Source organism: Pseudoalteromonas sp. SG45-1 (assembly GCF_014164135.1).
In the GTDB taxonomy this organism is placed as follows: Bacteria; Pseudomonadota; Gammaproteobacteria; order Enterobacterales; family Alteromonadaceae; genus Pseudoalteromonas; species Pseudoalteromonas distincta.
The window spans coordinates 1-18,276 of sequence record NZ_JACJEP010000041.1 but is presented as its reverse complement, the minus strand read 5'-3'; the positions used below and the strand labels follow the sequence as shown (position 1 = coordinate 18,276).

The window sequence follows — 18,276 nt, the reverse complement described above, 5'->3', positions numbered from 1 at the left end:
TTGGCCACAGTTTTAGAATCTTGATATCTAACCTCAGATTCATTTGGCGCTAAACCGGCATTATAATGATGCGGCCTAACGTTGTTGTAATATCCGTTGATATAATCACTAACGCTATATTTAGCTGTATTAGTTCAGACAAGATCTGACACATCAACTTGCAAAAGTGAGAGTTACCCGTTTTGATAAAAGGTGTCGAATCTTTAAATCAAAACATATAAGAGGTAACTCTCATGGTACATACTAACAAACCAATTATTAAACACAAAGCGGGTTTACTTAATCTTGCAGAAGAACTTGGCAACGTATCAAGAGCCTGCAAAGTGATGGGAGTATCCCGTGATACATTTTATCGTTATCAAGAATTAATCGAAGACGGTGGACTTGATGCGTTAATTGATAAAAGTCGTAGGGCGCCAAACTTAAAAAATAGAGTTGATGAAGCAACTGAACAAGCCGTTATTAAATACGCTGTCGATTATCCAGCTCACGGCCAACACCGAACGAGTAATGAACTCAGAAAACAAGGCGTATTCGTTTCTTCTGGCAGCGGTGTTCGTTCAATATGGCTACGTCATGACCTAGAGAACTTTAAAAAGCGTCTCAAGGCGCTAGAAAATAAAGTGGCTAACGAAGGTATTATTCTCACCGACGCTCAAGTAGCTGCGCTTGAAAAGAAAAAACATGATGACGAAGCGTGTGGTGAAATTGAAACGGCTCACCCAGGTTATCTAGGCTCTCAAGATACATTTTACGTCGGTAATCTCAAAGGCGTTGGGCGTATCTACCAATAAACCTTCGTTGATACATACAGCAAAGTAGCGTTCGCTAAGCTCTACACCACGAAAACGCCAATTACTGCGGCTGACTACTCAACGACAAAGTACTGCCGTACTTCGAACAGTACGAGCTTCCTATGCTACGTATTCTAACCGATAGAGGCACTGAATATTGTGGCAAAGTCGAACATCATGATTACCAGTTATATCTGGCTATTAATGATATCGATCATACAAAAACCAAAGCTATGTCACCGCAAACAAATGGTATCTGCGAACGCTTCCATAAAACGATACTCAATGAATTCTATCAAGTTACATTCCGTAAAAAGCTATATAGCTCATTAGAGGAATTGCAAAAGGATCTGGACGAATGGATGATTTATTACAATAATGACCGAACTCATCAAGGAAAAATATGCTGTGGCAGAACGCCATTAGAAACTTTATTAGATGGAAAATTGATTTGGGCTGAGAAAAATTTAGCTCAAATCTAGACTGACAGTCACCGATTAAAAAACGGGTAACTGTCAGATCAAGTCTGAGCTAGTACACCTGATTTGGTAGTTTTAAGTGTTTCAAACAGCTTTACTCAGTGGACTTTTTGTCCCCTTATAACACCATATACATATGTTATATGGTGTTTTATGTAGATAGCTTCTGATCTTTCCCAAAATAAACACAGCGACTTTGAGTCAACACATATACAACTGTCAGATTCGATTGAGTTCTATTATTCGAATCTGACAGATCAAGTTAAGATTTATTCAAGAAAATTGATTGCACTAAGCACGAAGGTAGCGTTACCGAGCACGACATACAAATAATAGAATAGAGTTATGACTTTTCTAGCTTCTTTTCAAAGTCGCTTTTAACTATTTCAAGTGCTTTAAGTACTTCTTCTGGAGCAACATCGTGTTGCTCTAGTATTATAATTAAATCTACTGCAAGTTTCATATGTGTAGGGGCTTGATCAAGTGGACTTGTCATTTAACTCTTTCTTTTTTGATATTTGGCTAATGGCGACATTTATTGCTGTTTGTACACGTTGTTCCATATGTATGCGTTCTGATTGCGGTAAATAAAACGCCATATCTACATCGTAGCGAATATATCGTGGCGGGAGCTGATTTAGTACCGTACAACAAAAGTCAGCCATTACATCTTCATCATATTTTTCATCAAGTTTAAGTTTGATAACTTCCTCGACTACAATCTTTTCGTAATAGTTGTGTATGTCTTCGTGTAATCGCATATTCCCACCGCTTTAAAATAATCCGTTTAACTGAGTCTATACTATGGCTTGCTATAAATCGATAGCGGCTTTAAATAGTTGTTTATGAACATTAATTAGTGAACTCAAATTACGCTGATAACCTCCGCCTAGGCCGCACATTAGTGGGATTTGGTGTTGCTTACAAAAGTTGAGAGTAAAAAAGTCGCGTTTATATACGCCATTAAGCGATACATCAAACAAGCCTAACTCGTCTTTTGTGTAAATATCAGCACCTGCATTATACAAAATAATATCGGGGTTATGAATACGCACGCAAAAATCGAGTGCTTGCTCTAATGTAGCAAGGTACTCAGCGTCGGTTGTTTTAGCGGGCAATGCAAAATCGTAGGTGGACTCTTGCTTATTACGAGGAAAATTTTGTTCACAATGAATTGAGCAGGTAATAATTTGGTCATGATTTTGAGTGATTTGTGCTGTGCCATCGCCTTGGTGTACGTCGCAATCAAAAATTAAAACAGTGTCGACTTGCTCTGTATTTATTAAATGTGCTGCTGCAATAGCTAGATCGTTAAAAATACAAAAACCGCTACCGTAATCACTGTATGCATGATGATAGCCACCACTTAAATTAGCCGAAAAACCATGTTTTAGCGCGTGTTCACTACTTTGGATGCTTGCACCAACTGATAGTAATGTGCGCTCTACCAATTCATTTGAATAAGGGAAGCCCATTTTTTTTATGGCTTTATTGCTAAGAGTCCCATTTAAAAAGTCATCTATATAACGTTGGCTATGACATAGCGAAAGTTGAGATTTGGTTGCTTTTTTAGGCTCTTGAAAGTGAATAGCCGAAACACCTAGGTTTTCTATTTCGGTTTTGAGTAACTTATACTTTTGAATAGGGAATCGATGACGTTCTGGGAGTATAAGGTCTGAATACAATGGATGATAATAAAGCTGCATAGTAAAGTGCGCCTTAACGCAGCTGCTGTTTTTCTACTTGTTGAATTTTATCTTCGGTGGCAGAAATTGCTTTTCTGCAGCGGCCTAATCGAGCGTGTGTGCTTAATATTTCAAGGTTAAGCTTTTGTGCTTTAGCAGGCGAGGCTTTATCCATTTGCATTTTTCGCTCTTCAATCATGAGCACTAAACGGCGTTCAAACTCATGGTTTTGTTTTAATTCGTCGTAAAGCTCATGGGATGATTGCATTATTTTTTGCACAGCTTGCTTATAAACGGTTTGCTTAGGGCGTGGTTTATAATGGCTTTTGTTTTCTTTAACCCAAATAGGGGTAGATTTAATAACATTGAATACAGCTTGTATTTGAGCTGCAATACGTTCAAGCGCGTAGGTATAAGCATGGCGATGCTCGCTTGGCGGTAACCTTGAAACTTCGTCTTCTATTTCTATTACGTAATCGACTAGGTTCATGCTTTTGGTACTAAAAACTGCGCGGTCAAACAAGCTAGGTTGCGCTTGCATGTAACGATTTTTAGAAAAAAGTTTAGCTTTATCAAATTGCTCAGCTTGTTGTTTTAGCGTTGCAACTTGTTGGCGTAGTTTATCTAAAGCCATTGAATGCATATTAAAAGTAAGCCTCGTAAATTAGTTTTAATGCTAAAAGTATAACCATAGTATTAAATACTGGGCGAATAAATTTGCTACCAAAACGTATTGCTGAATGCGCCCCAAACCATGCGCCTAGCATAATAAAAAAGCCCATTGTTATGCCAAGTAAAAAGTTTACATGGCCGAGTGCAACAAAGGTAATTAAAGATATAAAGTTAGACACAAAATTCATTGAACGCGCTAAACCACAGTTGAGTAGCAGGTTCATTTTGTAAAGCATGCCATTAGAAGCAGTCCAAAATGTACCCGTACCTGGGCCTGCTAAACCATCAAAAAAGCCTAATGCTAAACCTTGTAGCCATTGTTTTATTTTCATCGCTTTGTTTAGTTTAGGAAGTTCATCGCCTTCGGTGGTGCTTAAATTACCAAATAAGCTATAGCCAGCAACTAAAATAATAATAATAGGGAGTAGTTTGTTTAAAAAATCGATACTTAAATGATCAACAATAATAGTACCTATCAATGCACCTATTGCGGTTGCAATAATGGAGGCTGCCCAAAACTTAGGACTAAATAAGTTCTTTTTATAGTATGTATAGCTTGCCGTTAACGAGCCAAAGCTAGCCGCTAATTTATTGGTGCCTAATGTTAAATGTGGAGGTAAGCCAGCAGTTAATAAAGCGGGTACAGTTAACATGCCACCGCCACCGGCGATAGCGTCTATAAAACCTGCGGCAAGTGCAACAGCACATAAAACAGCCCAGGTTGTTGGATCGAGTGCGAGTTCAAACATTAATAATCTATTTGTCTTTTAAAAGGTGGTAGGGTGTCGAGCATGGCTTTACCGTATCGCTTAGTAACTAAGCGTCTATCGAGAATAGTAATACAGCCTTCATCACTCTCTTTTCGCAGCAGTCTACCACAGCTTTGTACCAATTTCTTTGCGGCATCTGGCACGGTAATCGTTAAAAACGGGTTACCACCTTTGCTTTGTACAAATTCTGCTTGCGCTTCTTCTATTGGCGAAGTAGGTACAGCAAACGGAATTTTAGTAATTATTAGGTTCTCTAAATATTTACCTGGTAAATCAAGACCTTCCGAAAGGCTCTGGGTTCCAAATAAAATACTGCCTTTGCCTTCGTCTACATTTTTAGTGTGTAATTTAAGCAATGCTTCTCGCGACATCTCACCTTGTACTAATAAGTTAAAACCTTTTGTTCTAAGAAACTTTGTTACGTGGTCCATTTGCCAGTAAGAAGCGAATAGTACAAGGTTCGCTTTTTTATCATTTAGGTACTCTGGTAAAGTTTTAGCTAGGTGATCACTAAAGTCTTTATCGGTAGGTTCTACTTTAGATACCGGAATACGTAAAGTGGCTTGTTTTGGGTAATCAAAAGGAGAAGGTACTTTAATAAATTTAACGCCTTCTTCTTTAGCAAGTCCTGTTTCGTAAGCAAAGTGATCAAACGAGCCCAGTGCACTTAATGTCGCAGAGCACAAAACAGCGCCCGCGCATTCTCGCCACAATTTATCTTTTAGGTAATAACCGACCTCGATAGGGCAGTCGCTTAATAAGTGGTCGTGATGGCTTTTATATTCAAGACGTTTTATCCACCGTGCATGGGGAGCACCTTCGCCTTTTTTTGCGTAACTAAACCATAGTTTGTTTAGTTGCTCTAAGCGGTTTATGTATTGACCGCTTTCGCCTAGTATTGGGTCGGCAACGTAAGGTTTTATGTCGCCGTCGCTTACATCTTGGGTAAGGGTGTCGTGCATTTTGTTTAAACAGCGCAGCGCATCTTGCGTGGCTTCGCTTATGTCTTTTGCTTTACTGTGCAGCGTTTCTGGGATTTCACCGTGCTCAAAGCGGTAGGTATCGTCTTTTGAATATTCAAAGTCGGCATTATCAAGAATATCGCGAACTACTTTTAAATCTTTATTCGCGTCATTAATACTGTCGCAAAGTTTAAAGTTTTGCCCAATAGCTCTTTGCCCCACTAAAACCTTCGCCATTTTCCCGCTAAACTTGGTGAGCTTATCAAGCCACTCTATCGTGCCTTTAATTGTTGCTGCAGCTGATGAAAAATCGCGTGTTATATGTGCTAAATGATGCGCTTCATCAATTACATAAATGGTGTTGTCGGGCTCGGGTAAAATTTTACCGCCGCCTAAGTCTAAATCAGCAAGTAATAAAGAGTGATTAATTACCAGTACATCCATTTGCATTAATTGATTACGAGCAAGCTGAAACGGACACGTTTGATGGGCCTTCATTTGGCGTTGGCATGAATGTTTATCGCACGCTATTAAATTCCATACTCTGTCGGGTACAGTATCGGCCCAACTGTCTCTATCGCCTTGCCATTTTTTATTCACATAGGCGTTATATAGCTCATTCAAACACTTGGTTTCCATTGCGCTCAATGGTGAAGTAAGCGTTGGCATAAAGTCCATTTGTGTTTGGCTATCGCCGTTTACAGCATTATGTAATTTGTGAGCGCAAATATAACGATGGCGACCTTTTACCAAATCAAATTTAAAGTCGAGGCCTGAATGCTTTTTAAAAAATGGGAGCTCTTTTGCTATTAATTGTTCTTGCAGTGCAACGGTCGCGGTAGAAATAACTAGCTTCTTTTTTTGCGCTAAGGCAAGAGGCAACGCGCCTAAACAATAGGCAAGAGACTTACCGGTACCGGTGCCTGCTTCAATTACGCAAATGCGCTGCTTTTTATGGTATTCGCCAGCAAGTGTTTTTGCTATTTCGGCTACAAGATAATTTTGACTGCTACGAGGGCGATAATCTTTTAGGTTACTAGCCACATGCTGGTGTACTTGCCTAATTGTTTTTTTTAGTGAGTCAGAAAGCATGGGATGATTTACCTAAAGTATGTATATAATTACAGTGCTATGGATTTTAGAGTTATAAGAGTGTAACTACAAGAAGTGATGAGATTAATTTAGCAAATAAAGTATCTGAGTGTTTATTTAGGTTGGATGTATGGCTTTAAAGCATTTTGAATTAAGTAAAAACTTACATATATATGTATAAGGTTTAGTAATAGTGTACTTAACAGACGGTTTTATTGTTTCTTCTCATGCGTATGATACTGCAAGCGGCATATGCTACGAAGCGTGGTTTTGCAATGATAAAGGGCCTATAAAAACAGTATCAGCTAACGAGAATGCGCTGTTTTTTATTAAAAGCAAAGATGCTGAAATAGTGAATGAAATATTAGCCGCTGAATCACTTATCTTTAATATTAAAAGTCTTGAGTTAAAAAACTTTCAGCAAGAAGATATGTCGGCCTGTTACTTCAAATCACTAAAACATTTTTATTCTGCTGCTAAAGCTTTAAAGCAACGTGGAGTTGTATTATTTGAAGAAGACATTCGACCAATAGAGCGTTATTTAATGGAGCGCTTTATAAAAGGAGGAGCTTGGATAACGGGTAATGTTTTTTATCAAAATGGTTATACATTAGTAACAGAGGCAAAATTAAAAGCAAATGATGAGTATTCCCCAGCTCTTAATAAGCTCTCGTTAGACATTGAATGTAACGAAAGTGGCGTTTTGTTTTCTGTTGGACTTGTGGGCTGCAATTTAGACTGTGTTTTAATGATTGGCGAGCCAGATAGGGAAACTGAAAACTTAGGGTTTGATGTTATTTGGTGTGTAGATGAGGCTGAGCTGTTAAGGGGGATAGAGCATTTTATTAAGCTTAGCGATCCTGATGTCATAATTGGCTGGAATGTAATTGAGTTCGATTTTTCGGTTATTCATGAAAGAGCTGAAGCACTAGGAATTAAGTTATTACTGGGTAGGGGAGATCAACCTTTATATGTTCGCAAAGGACACTTTACTCGAGTATCGATCCCTGGGCGATGTGTGGTTGATGGAATAGACACTTTAAAAAATGGTACATATAGCTTTGAGAGTTTTTCTCTAGCTAATGTTTCAAATCAAGTGTTGGGTGAGTCCAAATTAATCGACACGGCTAATAGTCTGCAGGAAATTATTAGGCAATTTAATGAAGATAAGCTTTCTTTAGCAAAATATAATCGACAAGATTGTATTTTGGTAAATAAAATTTTTGATAAATTAAAGCTACTCGACTTTTCTATTATAAGAACAAAGCTCACAGGGCTAGAGCTTGAAAAAAAGGGCGGCTCTGTCGCTGCTTTTATCAATATGTATTTACCAATGCTGCATCGCAGCGGTTATGTTGCTCCTAATATGGGCGATCATGGGCTTACATTTGAAAGCCCTGGTGGTTATGTAATGGAGTCTATTCCTGGGCTTTATAAAAATGTCATTGTTTTAGATTTTAAAAGCTTGTACCCCAGTATTATGCAAACTTTCTACATTGATCCACTCGGACTGATAGAAGGTTTAAAAAATCCAAACCATAGTGTGCAGGGTTTTAATGAAGCCCTATTCTCGCGCGATAAACATCACTTACCTTTATTAATTAAAAGCTTAGCCTCACAAAGACAGCTCGCCAAAGACAATCAAGATCAAATGCTTTCTCAAGCAATTAAAATAATAATGAATAGCTTATATGGTGTTTTAGGCTCAAAAGGATGCAGGTTTTACGATCCCAGGTTATCTAGCTCTATTACATTAAGAGGGCACGAAATAATGCTACAAACTAAAAAATGGATAGAAGAGCTTGGCTATAGCGTTATTTATGGTGATACCGATTCTACATTTATTAAGCTGGACGATGATTTAACTCACGACGAGTGTAATGAGATTGGCGTGTTTTTAGCTAAAAAGATAACTACAGATTGGATTAACGAGATTAAACAAACGCATAACTTAACAAGTCATTTAGAAATAGAATTTGAATCTCTTTATAGCCCTTTCTTTTTGCCAACCATAAGGGGGAAGCTAGTTGGCTCTAAAAAGCGCTATGTCGGTAAATTAATTAAACCAAACGAATCAAAACTAGTATTTAAAGGATTAGAAACAGTAAGAAGTGATTGGACTAAACTTGCTCAACAGTTCCAGTTCGAACTATTTACTAGTCTTTTTGATGGAAAATTGAGCATAAATGACCTTGTTAAAGACTATACAACAAAGTTATACCAAGGTGATTTTGATCATTTACTCGTTTTTAAGAAGAGACTAGGTCAAAACTTAATCGATTATAAGAAAAATATCCCCCCCCATGTTCAAGCAGTTAAAAAACACCAGAAAAAAAATAGTGAATTTACAGTTAATAGAGGTGAATTTGTTACATTCGTTTACACCACAAGCGGAGTTGAGCTGTATCAAGGCTTTCATAGCTATGACTATGCAACTTATTTAGAAAAGCAGATTGTACCGCTAATTGAAATGGTCGATCTTATTTCGAACTACAATGTTTATTTTGGGTTAAATTATCAGGATGAGCTTTTTTAATAATACCCAAAATAGCAACACTGTGGTGTTTTTATCTTCTAAATCTTCTTAAACTTCCTTTTTATTGCGTTATTTATTCTTTTCTGCAAAATCCTGTTAACTTTTGTTGGCTTTTTAATGTTTTTTGTTTATTATTTGCCTTAGTTACTGTTAAAAATCTGTAACAATAAAATAAATAATGATTGCTACTATTAAGTAGTGACACCAGGGAGAATCAAATGTTAAATAATCAAGTAGCTAAAGCGGTGCGTATCGCACTTGCTTTTAGCGCAGCCTCAACAGCTGCTTTTTCAGCAAGCTCTTTTGCAGCTGAAGATGAAATCGAAAAAGTAGAACGTATTCAAGTCACCGGTTCTAGAATTAAAAGAACTGACTTAGAAACATCTAGCCCTGTAACAGTAATGACTGCAGAAGAAATCAAGCTAAGTGGTTTTACTCGTGTTGAAGATGTTTTAAACCAACTTCCACAAATAGAAGCCGCTCAAAGCTCATTCTTAGCTAATGGCGCAACAGGTACTGCAACTGTTGATTTACGTGGTTTAGGCTCAAACAGAACTCTAGTGTTAATAAATGGTCGCAGAATGCAGGCTGGTAGTATTACCTCTCAAGTTGCTGACATTAACCAAATTCCAGCCTCTTTAATCAAACGCGTTGATGTACTAACAGGTGGCGCAGCTGCAGTATACGGTGCAGATGCCGTTGCTGGTGTTGTTAACTTTGTTATGGATGATGAGTTTGATGGTATTTCACTAAATGTGGGCTCATCAGGCTTTCAGCACAACAACGATAACAAGTACATGCAAGGTTTGATGGATGACAAAGGTTATGACTACGATACAGGTAATACTGGAATCGATGGTAAAGCTTATAGCATCGATTTTACTGTTGGTGGTGGATTTGATGGTGGTAAAGGTCATGCCGTAGGTTATGTTACTTATAACCGTCAAAACGAATTAGTACAAGGTACTCGAGACTATTCATCGTGTGCTTTAGGTGGCAATGGCCAGTCATGTAGTGGTTCTGCTACTACTCCAAATCCTCATTTTGATATTTACCCGGTTGTAGACGGTGAAGTTGATTACGATCAGAATCTTTTTGGTTATTTGAACCCAAATGGCCAAGGTTTTATGGAAGATGATGGCTACCGTTATAACTTTGCACCGGTAAACCATTTTTTACGTCCAAATGAGCGCTTTACGTTTGGTACATTTATTGATTATGAAATAAATGAACACTTTAGACCATATTTAGAATTTTCATTTATGCACAACAGAACAGCAGGCCAAATCGCTGAATCTGGTACTTTTTATAACGAAGAAATTCTATTCGATTATAACAACCCGTTATTATCTGATCTTCAAAAAGAACAACTACAAACGTTATTTGGCCAAGGCAGCGATGATCAATTCGTTGCATACATTGGTAAACGTAACGTTGAAGGTGGTCCGCGAGAGGATAACCTTGAGCATACGTCATACAGAATATTGACAGGTATGGAAGGTGAGATTAACGATAGCTGGTCTTACGATATTAGCTATAACTACTCTGCAACAACGTCAAGCTCAGTTTATAAAAATGACTTACTTTCGCCAAAAATTGCTCCACGCGTTGGCGCTGTAGGTACAGAGTGTGATACTGAAGATGGTTGTTTGTTATATAACGTATTTGAATTAGATGGTGTTACCGCAGAGCAAGCTGCACAATTAGCTGGTGTTGGAACACAAACCGGTTTAGTAACACAGATTATTTACAGTGGTTACGTTACCGGTGAATTTGATTGGAGCCTACCTTCTGCATCAGCTCCTATCGCTGCAGTATTCGGTTTTGAACGTCGTGAGCAAGATTACGAACGTGTTTCAGATACGGTATACGAAGAAGGTCAACTGTTAGGTCAAGGTGGTCCATCTCCAAGTTTGTACGGTGCTATTGATGTAAATGAAGTTTATGGTGAATTGCAAATTCCTGTACTTGACGAGTTAAATGTATCAGCCGCTGCTCGCTGGTCTGATTATTCAACAACAGGTTCAGATACTACATACTCAATTGGTACAGATTACACGATTGCAGATGCATACAAATTAAGAGCAAGTTATGCAAAAGTTGTGCGTGCACCAAATGTTGGTGAGTTATTCTCTGCACAAAGTATTAGCTTATGGAGTGGTGCGGATTCGTGTTCAGGCGATACCCCTGTATTCTCACAAAGTCAATGTGCTAATACAGGCGTAAGTGCTTCACAATACGGCGGTATTGGTGAGTCTCCAGCGGGTCAGTATAACCAGTTCGCGGGTGGTAATCAGTTACTAGAACCAGAAGAAGGCGATACAATTACTATCGGTTTAGTTGCAAATCCATTAGATGGATTTAACTTCTCAATTGATTACTTCAAGATTGAAATTGAAAAAGTAATTGGTGTTGTAGGTGCAGAAAGAATTATCAATAACTGTGCTGAAACAGGCGATGCCTTCTTCTGTGACAATGTTACTCGTAGCCCATCTGGTAGCTTATGGTTAGGTCAAGCTGGTTTTGTTACAAACTTGAGCGATAACATTGGCGGCCAAACATGGGAAGGTGTTGACTTTACAGCAGCTTACAAAATGGATTTAGAAGAAGGCGCATTAAACTTTGATATTAATGGTTACTACAGCATTCAAAAAGAAGTTGAACCTATTTTAGGTGATGCGGATTTAGCTTATGACTGTTCAGGAACTATTAGTACTGACTGTTTCGCATCTCCAAAATGGCGTCACACAGCTAATGTAAATTACTTACGTGATGATTGGCGTGTAGGTGTTAAATGGCGTTACTACGGTACTGTAGACTATGAAGGAACTGCAGATACGTTGTTAATTGATGATGGTGGTATTGAAGCATATAACTTTATTGATGTTTCTGGCAGCTACTCATACAACGAGCACTTAACCTTTACTGGCGGTATGAATAATATCTTCGATAAAGAGCCACCGTTAGTTGGTAATACTGTATCTTCTAATGCAAACACAGTTGCAGGTTTTTATGACACGCTAGGTCGCTTTGTTCATGTAAGCTTTAATCTGAAGTTCTAACTTTAAGTTACAGCTAAATAAAACCCATAGTGAATTTCACTATGGGTTTTTTAATTTAAAGCTATTAACTGTATTAGTGTGATTAATAAGAAATCAATCACCCATCGAATTTGCTCTAAATGAGATACTCGCCAGTTATTAAATGTACTAGATCAGACTCGATCTGACAGTTACCCGTTTATTAATCGGTGACTGTCAGTTTAGATTTGAGCTAAACTTTTCTCAGCCTAAATCGATTTTCCGTCTAATAATTTTTCTAATGTTGTTCTACACAGCACATTTTCCCCTGATGAGTTCAGTCATTATTTTAGTAAACCATCCATTCGTCTAGATCCTTCTGTAATTCATCCAGTGAACTATATAGTTTTTTACGGAATGTTACCTGATAAAACTCTTGCAATATCGTTTTATGGAAGCGTTCGCAGATACCGTTCGTCTGCGGTGATATGGCTTTAGTTTTCGTATGGTCGATATCGTTGATAGCTAAATAGAGCTGATAATCATTTCAAATTTACTATTTCTATCTGGTTGTAGTTCACTGAGTGAAGACTCTCTAAGCAGTAATGAAAATATGGTATGCGAAAAAATAGCGGTGACAGGTAGTAATATTAAAAAGCGTACATGCATGTCAAAAGAGTTGGCAGAAGAAAGACGCAAAAAAAATCAAGAGGCAATGAGAGAAATTAACAAAAGAGGAAATATTTACCAAGATAGGAACTAATTTTACTACTAAGTTTAATTGCAATATTTTAACTTATTTTTGAAATCTTGATGTGTTAGTACTAATAATAATACGGACAGGTTATCTATATTAAGTAAACTATTTGCTATTAAACTTACCCCTCCTCCAGGCTACATTATTTCATTGATTTTCGACTATCTGCCAAACCTTGTTAACGTGGTAACTTTGTATTTAGTTGGTGTTTTATCGTATTTCAATAACGTATGTTTTACAAAGTTATTATATATAATTTATCTCTTGGTTTAGTTAAGTGGTTGATTTTAATTGTAATAAGTGTTTTAAGTGTTTGTCGTGATTTATAATTTATAATTTATAATTTATAGCTTATTTATTCTGAGTAATTATAAACTTTAGTTGTTCTATTTCTAGCGATAATCATTGTAGAGGCTCCCGGCAAAAGTATCTGTAAATATGAATATAGAGGGTATCCCGCATTACACTTAATAGGGAGTAACTCTTCTTAAGTACATTCAATATTAACAGTTAAGGCCGTATCAAATACATGTAGCTTATCTGATAATTTTGGATGTTTTAACTTTGATTTACCGGTTAATGTGATACTCAGATGAATGTTACCAAATTAGTAAATAAAGAGATGGTTTCAATATTATTAGAACAAGTATTAAGGAATAATATTGGCCAGTTAATAACCAAATGTTCAAGCACTACCTTCACAATTGAGTTCATAATTTCCTCTCATTAAACAAACACTCATCAGTCGATGCTCTTTTCGAGTATAAAAATGATAATGAACATTTTTACGACATATCAAAGAAAGTTTATTTATGATTTGCAGCTGGCTAGCTCAATAAATCAGGTTAAACACGATGTAGGCCAAATTACAAAATAATATAACCAAACTTATAATCTGACATGTGTACCAATAGTTCTAAACTGAATTTTTCAAACAAATTAAATGCAGGCAGTAGTAGGTATTTACATAAAAGCTACACAGGTAGCTTGGTTATAATCTGCCTATCCTAAAAAGATCAGGATAAAATTTAAGTGATTACTTCAAAAGGTTTTTCCACATATCTAAGTTAGAAAACATAAAATTTACAACTCAGATTGCAAAATAAGGAAGGAGTAAGTAATTATGTATGTTTACACATTAATTGGGTCCATTCCTATAATAAATTTTACAAGCATACTATAAGTCATATACATCTTATTGTTAAGGTATAAAAGTGAGGTTATCTAATTGATAGTAAGGTTATTTTTTATTTCACCTTAAATAAAAGAGACACTTTTTTAAACCTGCAGCTTTAGATAAGTCTACTAAATATGAATGTTTTTATATATTTTAATGATGCTTTGTTACAAATCTTTACAAACACTCAAGTTATTGTTATTAAAGTATTTTATTTTAAGGTGATATAAGCTTTAAATATACACATATTACTTTTTCAATAAAATCAGCTCCTTACTGTTGATTTTAATGTAGTGGTGAAAGATACATTTGTTATTTTTGCTGGTTTAAAGTTAATAATGTGTTGACCTCTTTGTTTCTCTAGTACTATCATCCGTCACACAATAAAGTCCTACTGTGCCTTCATATAGGCATTTTTAGTCTTATTAAGTGGCTTTATTGCGCATTAATTTTAAAAATTAAGCATAAATAATAAAATAGTATTCTAGGGAGAATCAAATGTTAAACAATAAAATTTCAAAGGCAGTTCGCTTAGCGATTGCTTTTGGTACAGCATCAACAGCTGCCTTCTCAGCAAGCTCATTTGCTGCAGAAGAAAATGCAGAAAAAGTAGAAAGAATTGAAGTTACAGGCTCACGTATATTACGTGAAGGTGCAATTTCACCATCACCAGTGACCGTAATTACAGGGGATGATTTGGTTAGCACTGGTGCGATGAATATCGGTGAAGTATTAAATAAACTGCCAGCCTTAGCTACTACTTATTCACTTGCAAACTCTGGCCGTTTTATCGGCACAGCGGGTATTAGTTTACTAGACTTACGCGGTATGGGGAGTGAACGTACATTAGTACTTGTTGACGGTAAACGTCATGTTTCTAGTGCTCCAGGAACATCTTCGGTTGATACGAATACCATTCCAAGCTCTTGGATTGAAAAAGTTGAGATTATTACTGGTGGTGCGTCTGCTGTATATGGCGCAGATGCTGTTACAGGTGTTGTTAACTTTATACTAAAGAAAGATATTACAGGTTTTAATGTATCTGCAACGAAAGGCTTTGCTGATAATAGTTCTTATCAAAATGAAAAATATACTTTTTCTTATGGTAAAGATTTTGCTGAAGGACGTGGTAATGCTGCATTCTCTGTAGAATATAATACACAAAACTCATTAAATGCTTTAGATAACCCTTGGACTGCAACATCGTATGCATCTATGCCATATGATGTTGTTACAGGTCAAGATCGACCTGACGGACAACTCGATAGTGAAGCATATCCAGATAAAATCGTAGTGCCAAATGCAGGTTATTATTTAATTTCAAATCAAGGAACTGTTTGGAATCCAAATACAGGTGGTATTTTAGGTAAATTTAATGGTGATAGCTCATTAAACGATGTTTATACAGGTGCTATTGATGATGGCCAATTCTGTGGAAGCGCTGGTTGTGATTTCATTAACTTACGCCAATATTCAGAAATACAACCTAAGTTTGATCGCGTTAACTTTAACTTTAAAACAAATTATGACGTAACAGATGAATTAAACGCATATTTTCAAGCTAAATATTCTAAAACAGAAGGTGAAAATATAGGCCAACCTTTCTTCCGCTTCTTTAGTGGCGCAAATATGATACAGCGAGATAATGCATTTTTATCGGCTGACACTGCGGCATTGATGGATGATGAAGGGTTATCAATGATCGGTGTAAATAAAATGTACAACGATGTTGGTCGCCGTTTAGAAGAAAATACACGTGAAACTACACGGTTTGTTGCAGGTATCCAAGGTTATATTACTGATGACTGGTCTATGGATATTTCTTTAGTCCATGGTAAGTCTGAGATAGAGCGCATTAATGGCGCCAATGTAATATACGACAACTATGCTAATGCAATTGATGCTGTGTTTGATGACAGTGGTAATATCGTGTGTCGTAGTGAAGCTGCGCGTGCTGATGGTTGTGTTGCGGCAAATATAATGGGTGACGGCGCAATTAGCCAAGAAGCAATTGACTATGTTACAACAACATCAATAGGCACATCAGAAATCAAGCAAACAGTATTTAATGCAACATTTAGTAACTCTGCAATTTATGAGCTACCTGCGGGTATGGTTGGTTTTGCAGGCGGTGTTGAGTACCGTGATGAAACAAGTGTGACCATTGAGGACCCATTTGCTAAAACAGGGGCTACATTCTTTAATGCACTTGGTGAGACTGATGGCGGTTACGATGTAACAGAAGCATTTTTTGAACTATCAGTACCATTAATTGAAGATGTATTTTTAATTGATACGTTAGTTTTTGACACAGCTGTACGTTATGCTGATTACTCAACTATAGGCGATGCTACAAGCTGGAAATTAGGCTTAGATTGGACTATTACGCCTGAATTACGTGCTCGCTTTACAGTATCTGAAGCAATGCGTGCGCCAAATATCGACGAATTATTCTCTGGCCAAAGCCAGTCTTTCGCAAATGTTGACGATAGCTGTAAGGTTTCAGAGCTTGATCAATTAAGTGATGCAGGCCGAGCTGTTCGTGCAGCTAACTGTGCAGCGCTTGGTGTACCTGCTGACTTTGACTCAAGTTATGATAGCGCAACGCTTGAGACTTTAGTTGGTGGTAATCCAGATCTGCAACCTGAAGAGTCTAGATCTATTACCGCAGGTATTGTTTACCAGCCAGAATGGTTAGAGGGTTTCAGCGTAACAGCCGATTACTGGGAAATTGATATCGATGACACAATTAGTGGTATTGGTTTCCAAACAATTATCGATCGTTGTGTAGATTCACCAACTGGTATTGACAACCAATTCTGTGGTCTTATAACTCGTGATCCAAATACAAGTGAAATTACGTTACTAAAGGGCTTTGCACTTAATATTGCACGTAGTCTTAACTCGGGTGTTGACTTTGAGGTGGGTTATGATTTTGATGCCCTAGGTGGTAGTTTTGGTACTAGTTTTATCGGTACTTATTTGATTGAAGCAAAAGATTATCCTTTCTCAGCTGAGCCTGAAAATTACACAGATTATGAAGGTGTATTAGGTAATGAAACATGGCAGGGTAGTATTTCTGTTGATTATACTTATGAAAACCTTGTTGTAGATTTCAGCACTCGTTTTATTAACAGCGTTGAGCTATACAATCCGACACAAATAGAAGCAAACCCTAACCCTTCAAATGAAATGCGTTATGGCTCTTACTTCATAACTGATGCATCAGTTGCTTATAACTTTGATAGTGGTGTTGGATTTAAGCTAGGTGTTGATAACTTGTTTAACCGTGGATTACCGGGCTCAACAACCGGTACAGGCGCAGGCTCAGCGATTTATGACAATATCGGTCGCTTTGCCTACCTTCAGGCTACTTATAAGTTTTAAGTTTAGCTACTATTTAGAAAGCTGAGAATTTTAGCAAACAATAAAATACCCTTAACCATTCCGGTTAAGGGTATTTTTTATATATAAATAATATAGTTCCCATAAAATCAGGGTATTGTTAGATAAGTCTTAATGCTGTCGAGATAATATTTCTATGTTGGAGTATGATAGTGATTTTTGTCAAATAATTACCTATTCTATTGAGGGCTGAATTGTTTTATGAGCTACACCCTTAAACCTTACCAGATTGAGGCGGTTGAACGCACGGTTTTGCACTTTAGAAAAACTAACGAATCTGCTGTTATTGTTTTACAAACAGGTGCGGGTAAAAGTTTAGTGATTGCTGAGCTTGCCCGTATCGCCAAACAAAAAACTTTAGTGCTGGCGAATGTAAAAGAATTAGTGGAGCAAAACGCATAAAAATATAAAAGCTTTGGTCTTGAGGCTAGTATATTTTTAGCAGGGTTAAAAGAAAAGTCATTAAACCATCAAGTAACCTTTGCCAGTGTGCAATCGCTTTCCCGTAATTTAAATAAATTAAATGAGCATTACTTATTATTGAAGAATGCCACAGTAAATGAAGATAAAAAGTCAGTACGGTAAAGTAATAAACAGTTTAAAAGAGTATAACCCTCAGTTAAAAGTATTGGGTTTAACAGCAACACCTTATCGGTTAGGAACGGGGTGGATATACCAGCACCATTATCATGGTTTTGTTAAGGGTACTCAAGAAAGTCCGTTTAAAAGTTGTATTTTTGAATTGCCGCTCAGGTATATGATAAAACATAATAATTTAACGCCACCTAACGAAGTTGATGCTGCAATTAGCCATTATGATTTTTCGTCCTTAGATAGCAATGCATTTGGGCAATATACGACTGATGACATGAATGCGCTTTTAAAAAACAGTGAGCGCGCAACGCAGGCTATATTACAGCAAGTAAT

General features: G+C 37.0%; 9 protein-coding genes and 4 pseudogenes. 5 read left to right on the top strand and 8 right to left on the bottom strand.

The window, feature by feature from the left end; translation table 11 throughout:
* Nucleotides 1–125 (bottom strand): annotated as a pseudogene (locus tag H5117_RS20765) (IS3 family transposase); the annotation flags it as partial.
* A gap of 108 nt (nt 126–233) precedes the next feature.
* Between H5117_RS20765 and H5117_RS19515 the strand changes: the two are divergent.
* A pseudogene (locus tag H5117_RS19515) lies at nt 234–1,276 on the top strand (IS481 family transposase).
* A gap of 340 nt (nt 1,277–1,616) precedes the next feature.
* On the opposite strand, the gene H5117_RS19510 reads toward H5117_RS19515, so the two are convergent.
* The 6 genes from H5117_RS19510 to dinG are packed head-to-tail and all read right to left on the bottom strand — an operon-like array spanning nt 1,617 to nt 6,454.
* Nucleotides 1,617–1,769, bottom strand: coding sequence for a DUF2496 domain-containing protein (locus H5117_RS19510; RefSeq protein ID WP_182738942.1), 153 nt, complete (start codon nt 1,767–1,769; stop codon nt 1,617–1,619).
* Nucleotides 1,753–2,034 (bottom strand): late competence development ComFB family protein, encoded by a 282-nt coding sequence (locus H5117_RS19505; RefSeq protein ID WP_002958257.1) that lies wholly within the window; start codon nt 2,032–2,034, stop codon nt 1,753–1,755. Before H5117_RS19505 ends, H5117_RS19510 begins: the two co-directional genes overlap by 17 nt.
* A 51-nt stretch (nt 2,035–2,085) precedes the next feature.
* Entirely contained in the window at nt 2,086–2,979 is an 894-nt protein-coding gene (locus tag H5117_RS19500) for a histone deacetylase (protein WP_182733828.1), read from the bottom strand.
* Nucleotides 2,980–2,992: 13 nt separating this feature from the next.
* Nucleotides 2,993–3,601 carry a primosomal replication protein gene (locus tag H5117_RS19495; RefSeq protein ID WP_002958255.1) on the bottom strand — a complete coding sequence of 203 codons (609 nt, stop codon included), beginning with the start codon at nt 3,599–3,601 and terminating at the stop codon, nt 2,993–2,995.
* 1 nt (nt 3,602) lies between these two features.
* Nucleotides 3,603–4,379 (bottom strand): TSUP family transporter, encoded by a 777-nt coding sequence (locus H5117_RS19490; protein ID WP_182696019.1) that lies wholly within the window; start codon nt 4,377–4,379, stop codon nt 3,603–3,605.
* Nucleotides 4,379–6,454, bottom strand: coding sequence for an ATP-dependent DNA helicase DinG (gene dinG / locus H5117_RS19485; RefSeq protein WP_182738941.1), 2,076 nt, complete (start codon nt 6,452–6,454; stop codon nt 4,379–4,381). Before dinG ends, H5117_RS19490 begins: the two co-directional genes overlap by 1 nt.
* A 193-nt stretch (nt 6,455–6,647) precedes the next feature.
* Between dinG and H5117_RS19480 the strand changes: the two genes are divergently transcribed.
* The gene (locus H5117_RS19480; protein ID WP_182738940.1) at nt 6,648–8,990 is read left to right on the top strand and encodes a DNA polymerase II; all 2,343 of its coding nucleotides are present in this window, start codon (nt 6,648–6,650) and stop codon (nt 8,988–8,990) included.
* A gap of 218 nt (nt 8,991–9,208) precedes the next feature.
* Nucleotides 9,209–12,052: a TonB-dependent receptor domain-containing protein gene (locus H5117_RS19475; protein ID WP_182738939.1), complete on the top strand. Its 2,844-nt coding sequence runs from the start codon at nt 9,209–9,211 to the stop codon at nt 12,050–12,052.
* Nucleotides 12,053–12,279: 227 nt separating this feature from the next.
* Here H5117_RS19475 and H5117_RS19470 read toward each other — a convergent pair.
* Nucleotides 12,280–12,557 (bottom strand): annotated as a pseudogene (locus tag H5117_RS19470) (integrase core domain-containing protein); the annotation flags it as partial.
* Between the two features lie 1,885 nt (nt 12,558–14,442).
* Between H5117_RS19470 and H5117_RS19465 the strand changes: the two are divergent.
* Entirely contained in the window at nt 14,443–17,331 is a 2,889-nt protein-coding gene (locus H5117_RS19465) for a TonB-dependent receptor domain-containing protein (RefSeq protein ID WP_182738938.1), read from the top strand.
* A gap of 219 nt (nt 17,332–17,550) precedes the next feature.
* A pseudogene (locus H5117_RS19460) lies at nt 17,551–18,276 on the top strand (DEAD/DEAH box helicase); the annotation flags it as partial.

Excerpts from the sequence above, each read along its gene's own strand:
- H5117_RS19495 (WP_002958255.1), bottom strand. The coding sequence starts at position 3,601 with ATGCATTCAATGGCTTTAGATAAACTACGCCAACAAGTTGCAACGCTA.
- dinG (WP_182738941.1), bottom strand. The coding sequence starts at position 6,454 with ATGCTTTCTGACTCACTAAAAAAAACAATTAGGCAAGTACACCAGCAT.
- H5117_RS19500 (WP_182733828.1), bottom strand. The coding sequence starts at position 2,979 with ATGCAGCTTTATTATCATCCATTGTATTCAGACCTTATACTCCCAGAA.
- H5117_RS19505 (WP_002958257.1), bottom strand. The coding sequence starts at position 2,034 with ATGCGATTACACGAAGACATACACAACTATTACGAAAAGATTGTAGTC.
- H5117_RS19465 (WP_182738938.1), top strand. The coding sequence starts at position 14,443 with ATGTTAAACAATAAAATTTCAAAGGCAGTTCGCTTAGCGATTGCTTTT.
- H5117_RS19510 (WP_182738942.1), bottom strand. The coding sequence starts at position 1,769 with ATGACAAGTCCACTTGATCAAGCCCCTACACATATGAAACTTGCAGTA.
- H5117_RS19475 (WP_182738939.1), top strand. The coding sequence starts at position 9,209 with ATGTTAAATAATCAAGTAGCTAAAGCGGTGCGTATCGCACTTGCTTTT.
- H5117_RS19490 (WP_182696019.1), bottom strand. The coding sequence starts at position 4,379 with ATGTTTGAACTCGCACTCGATCCAACAACCTGGGCTGTTTTATGTGCT.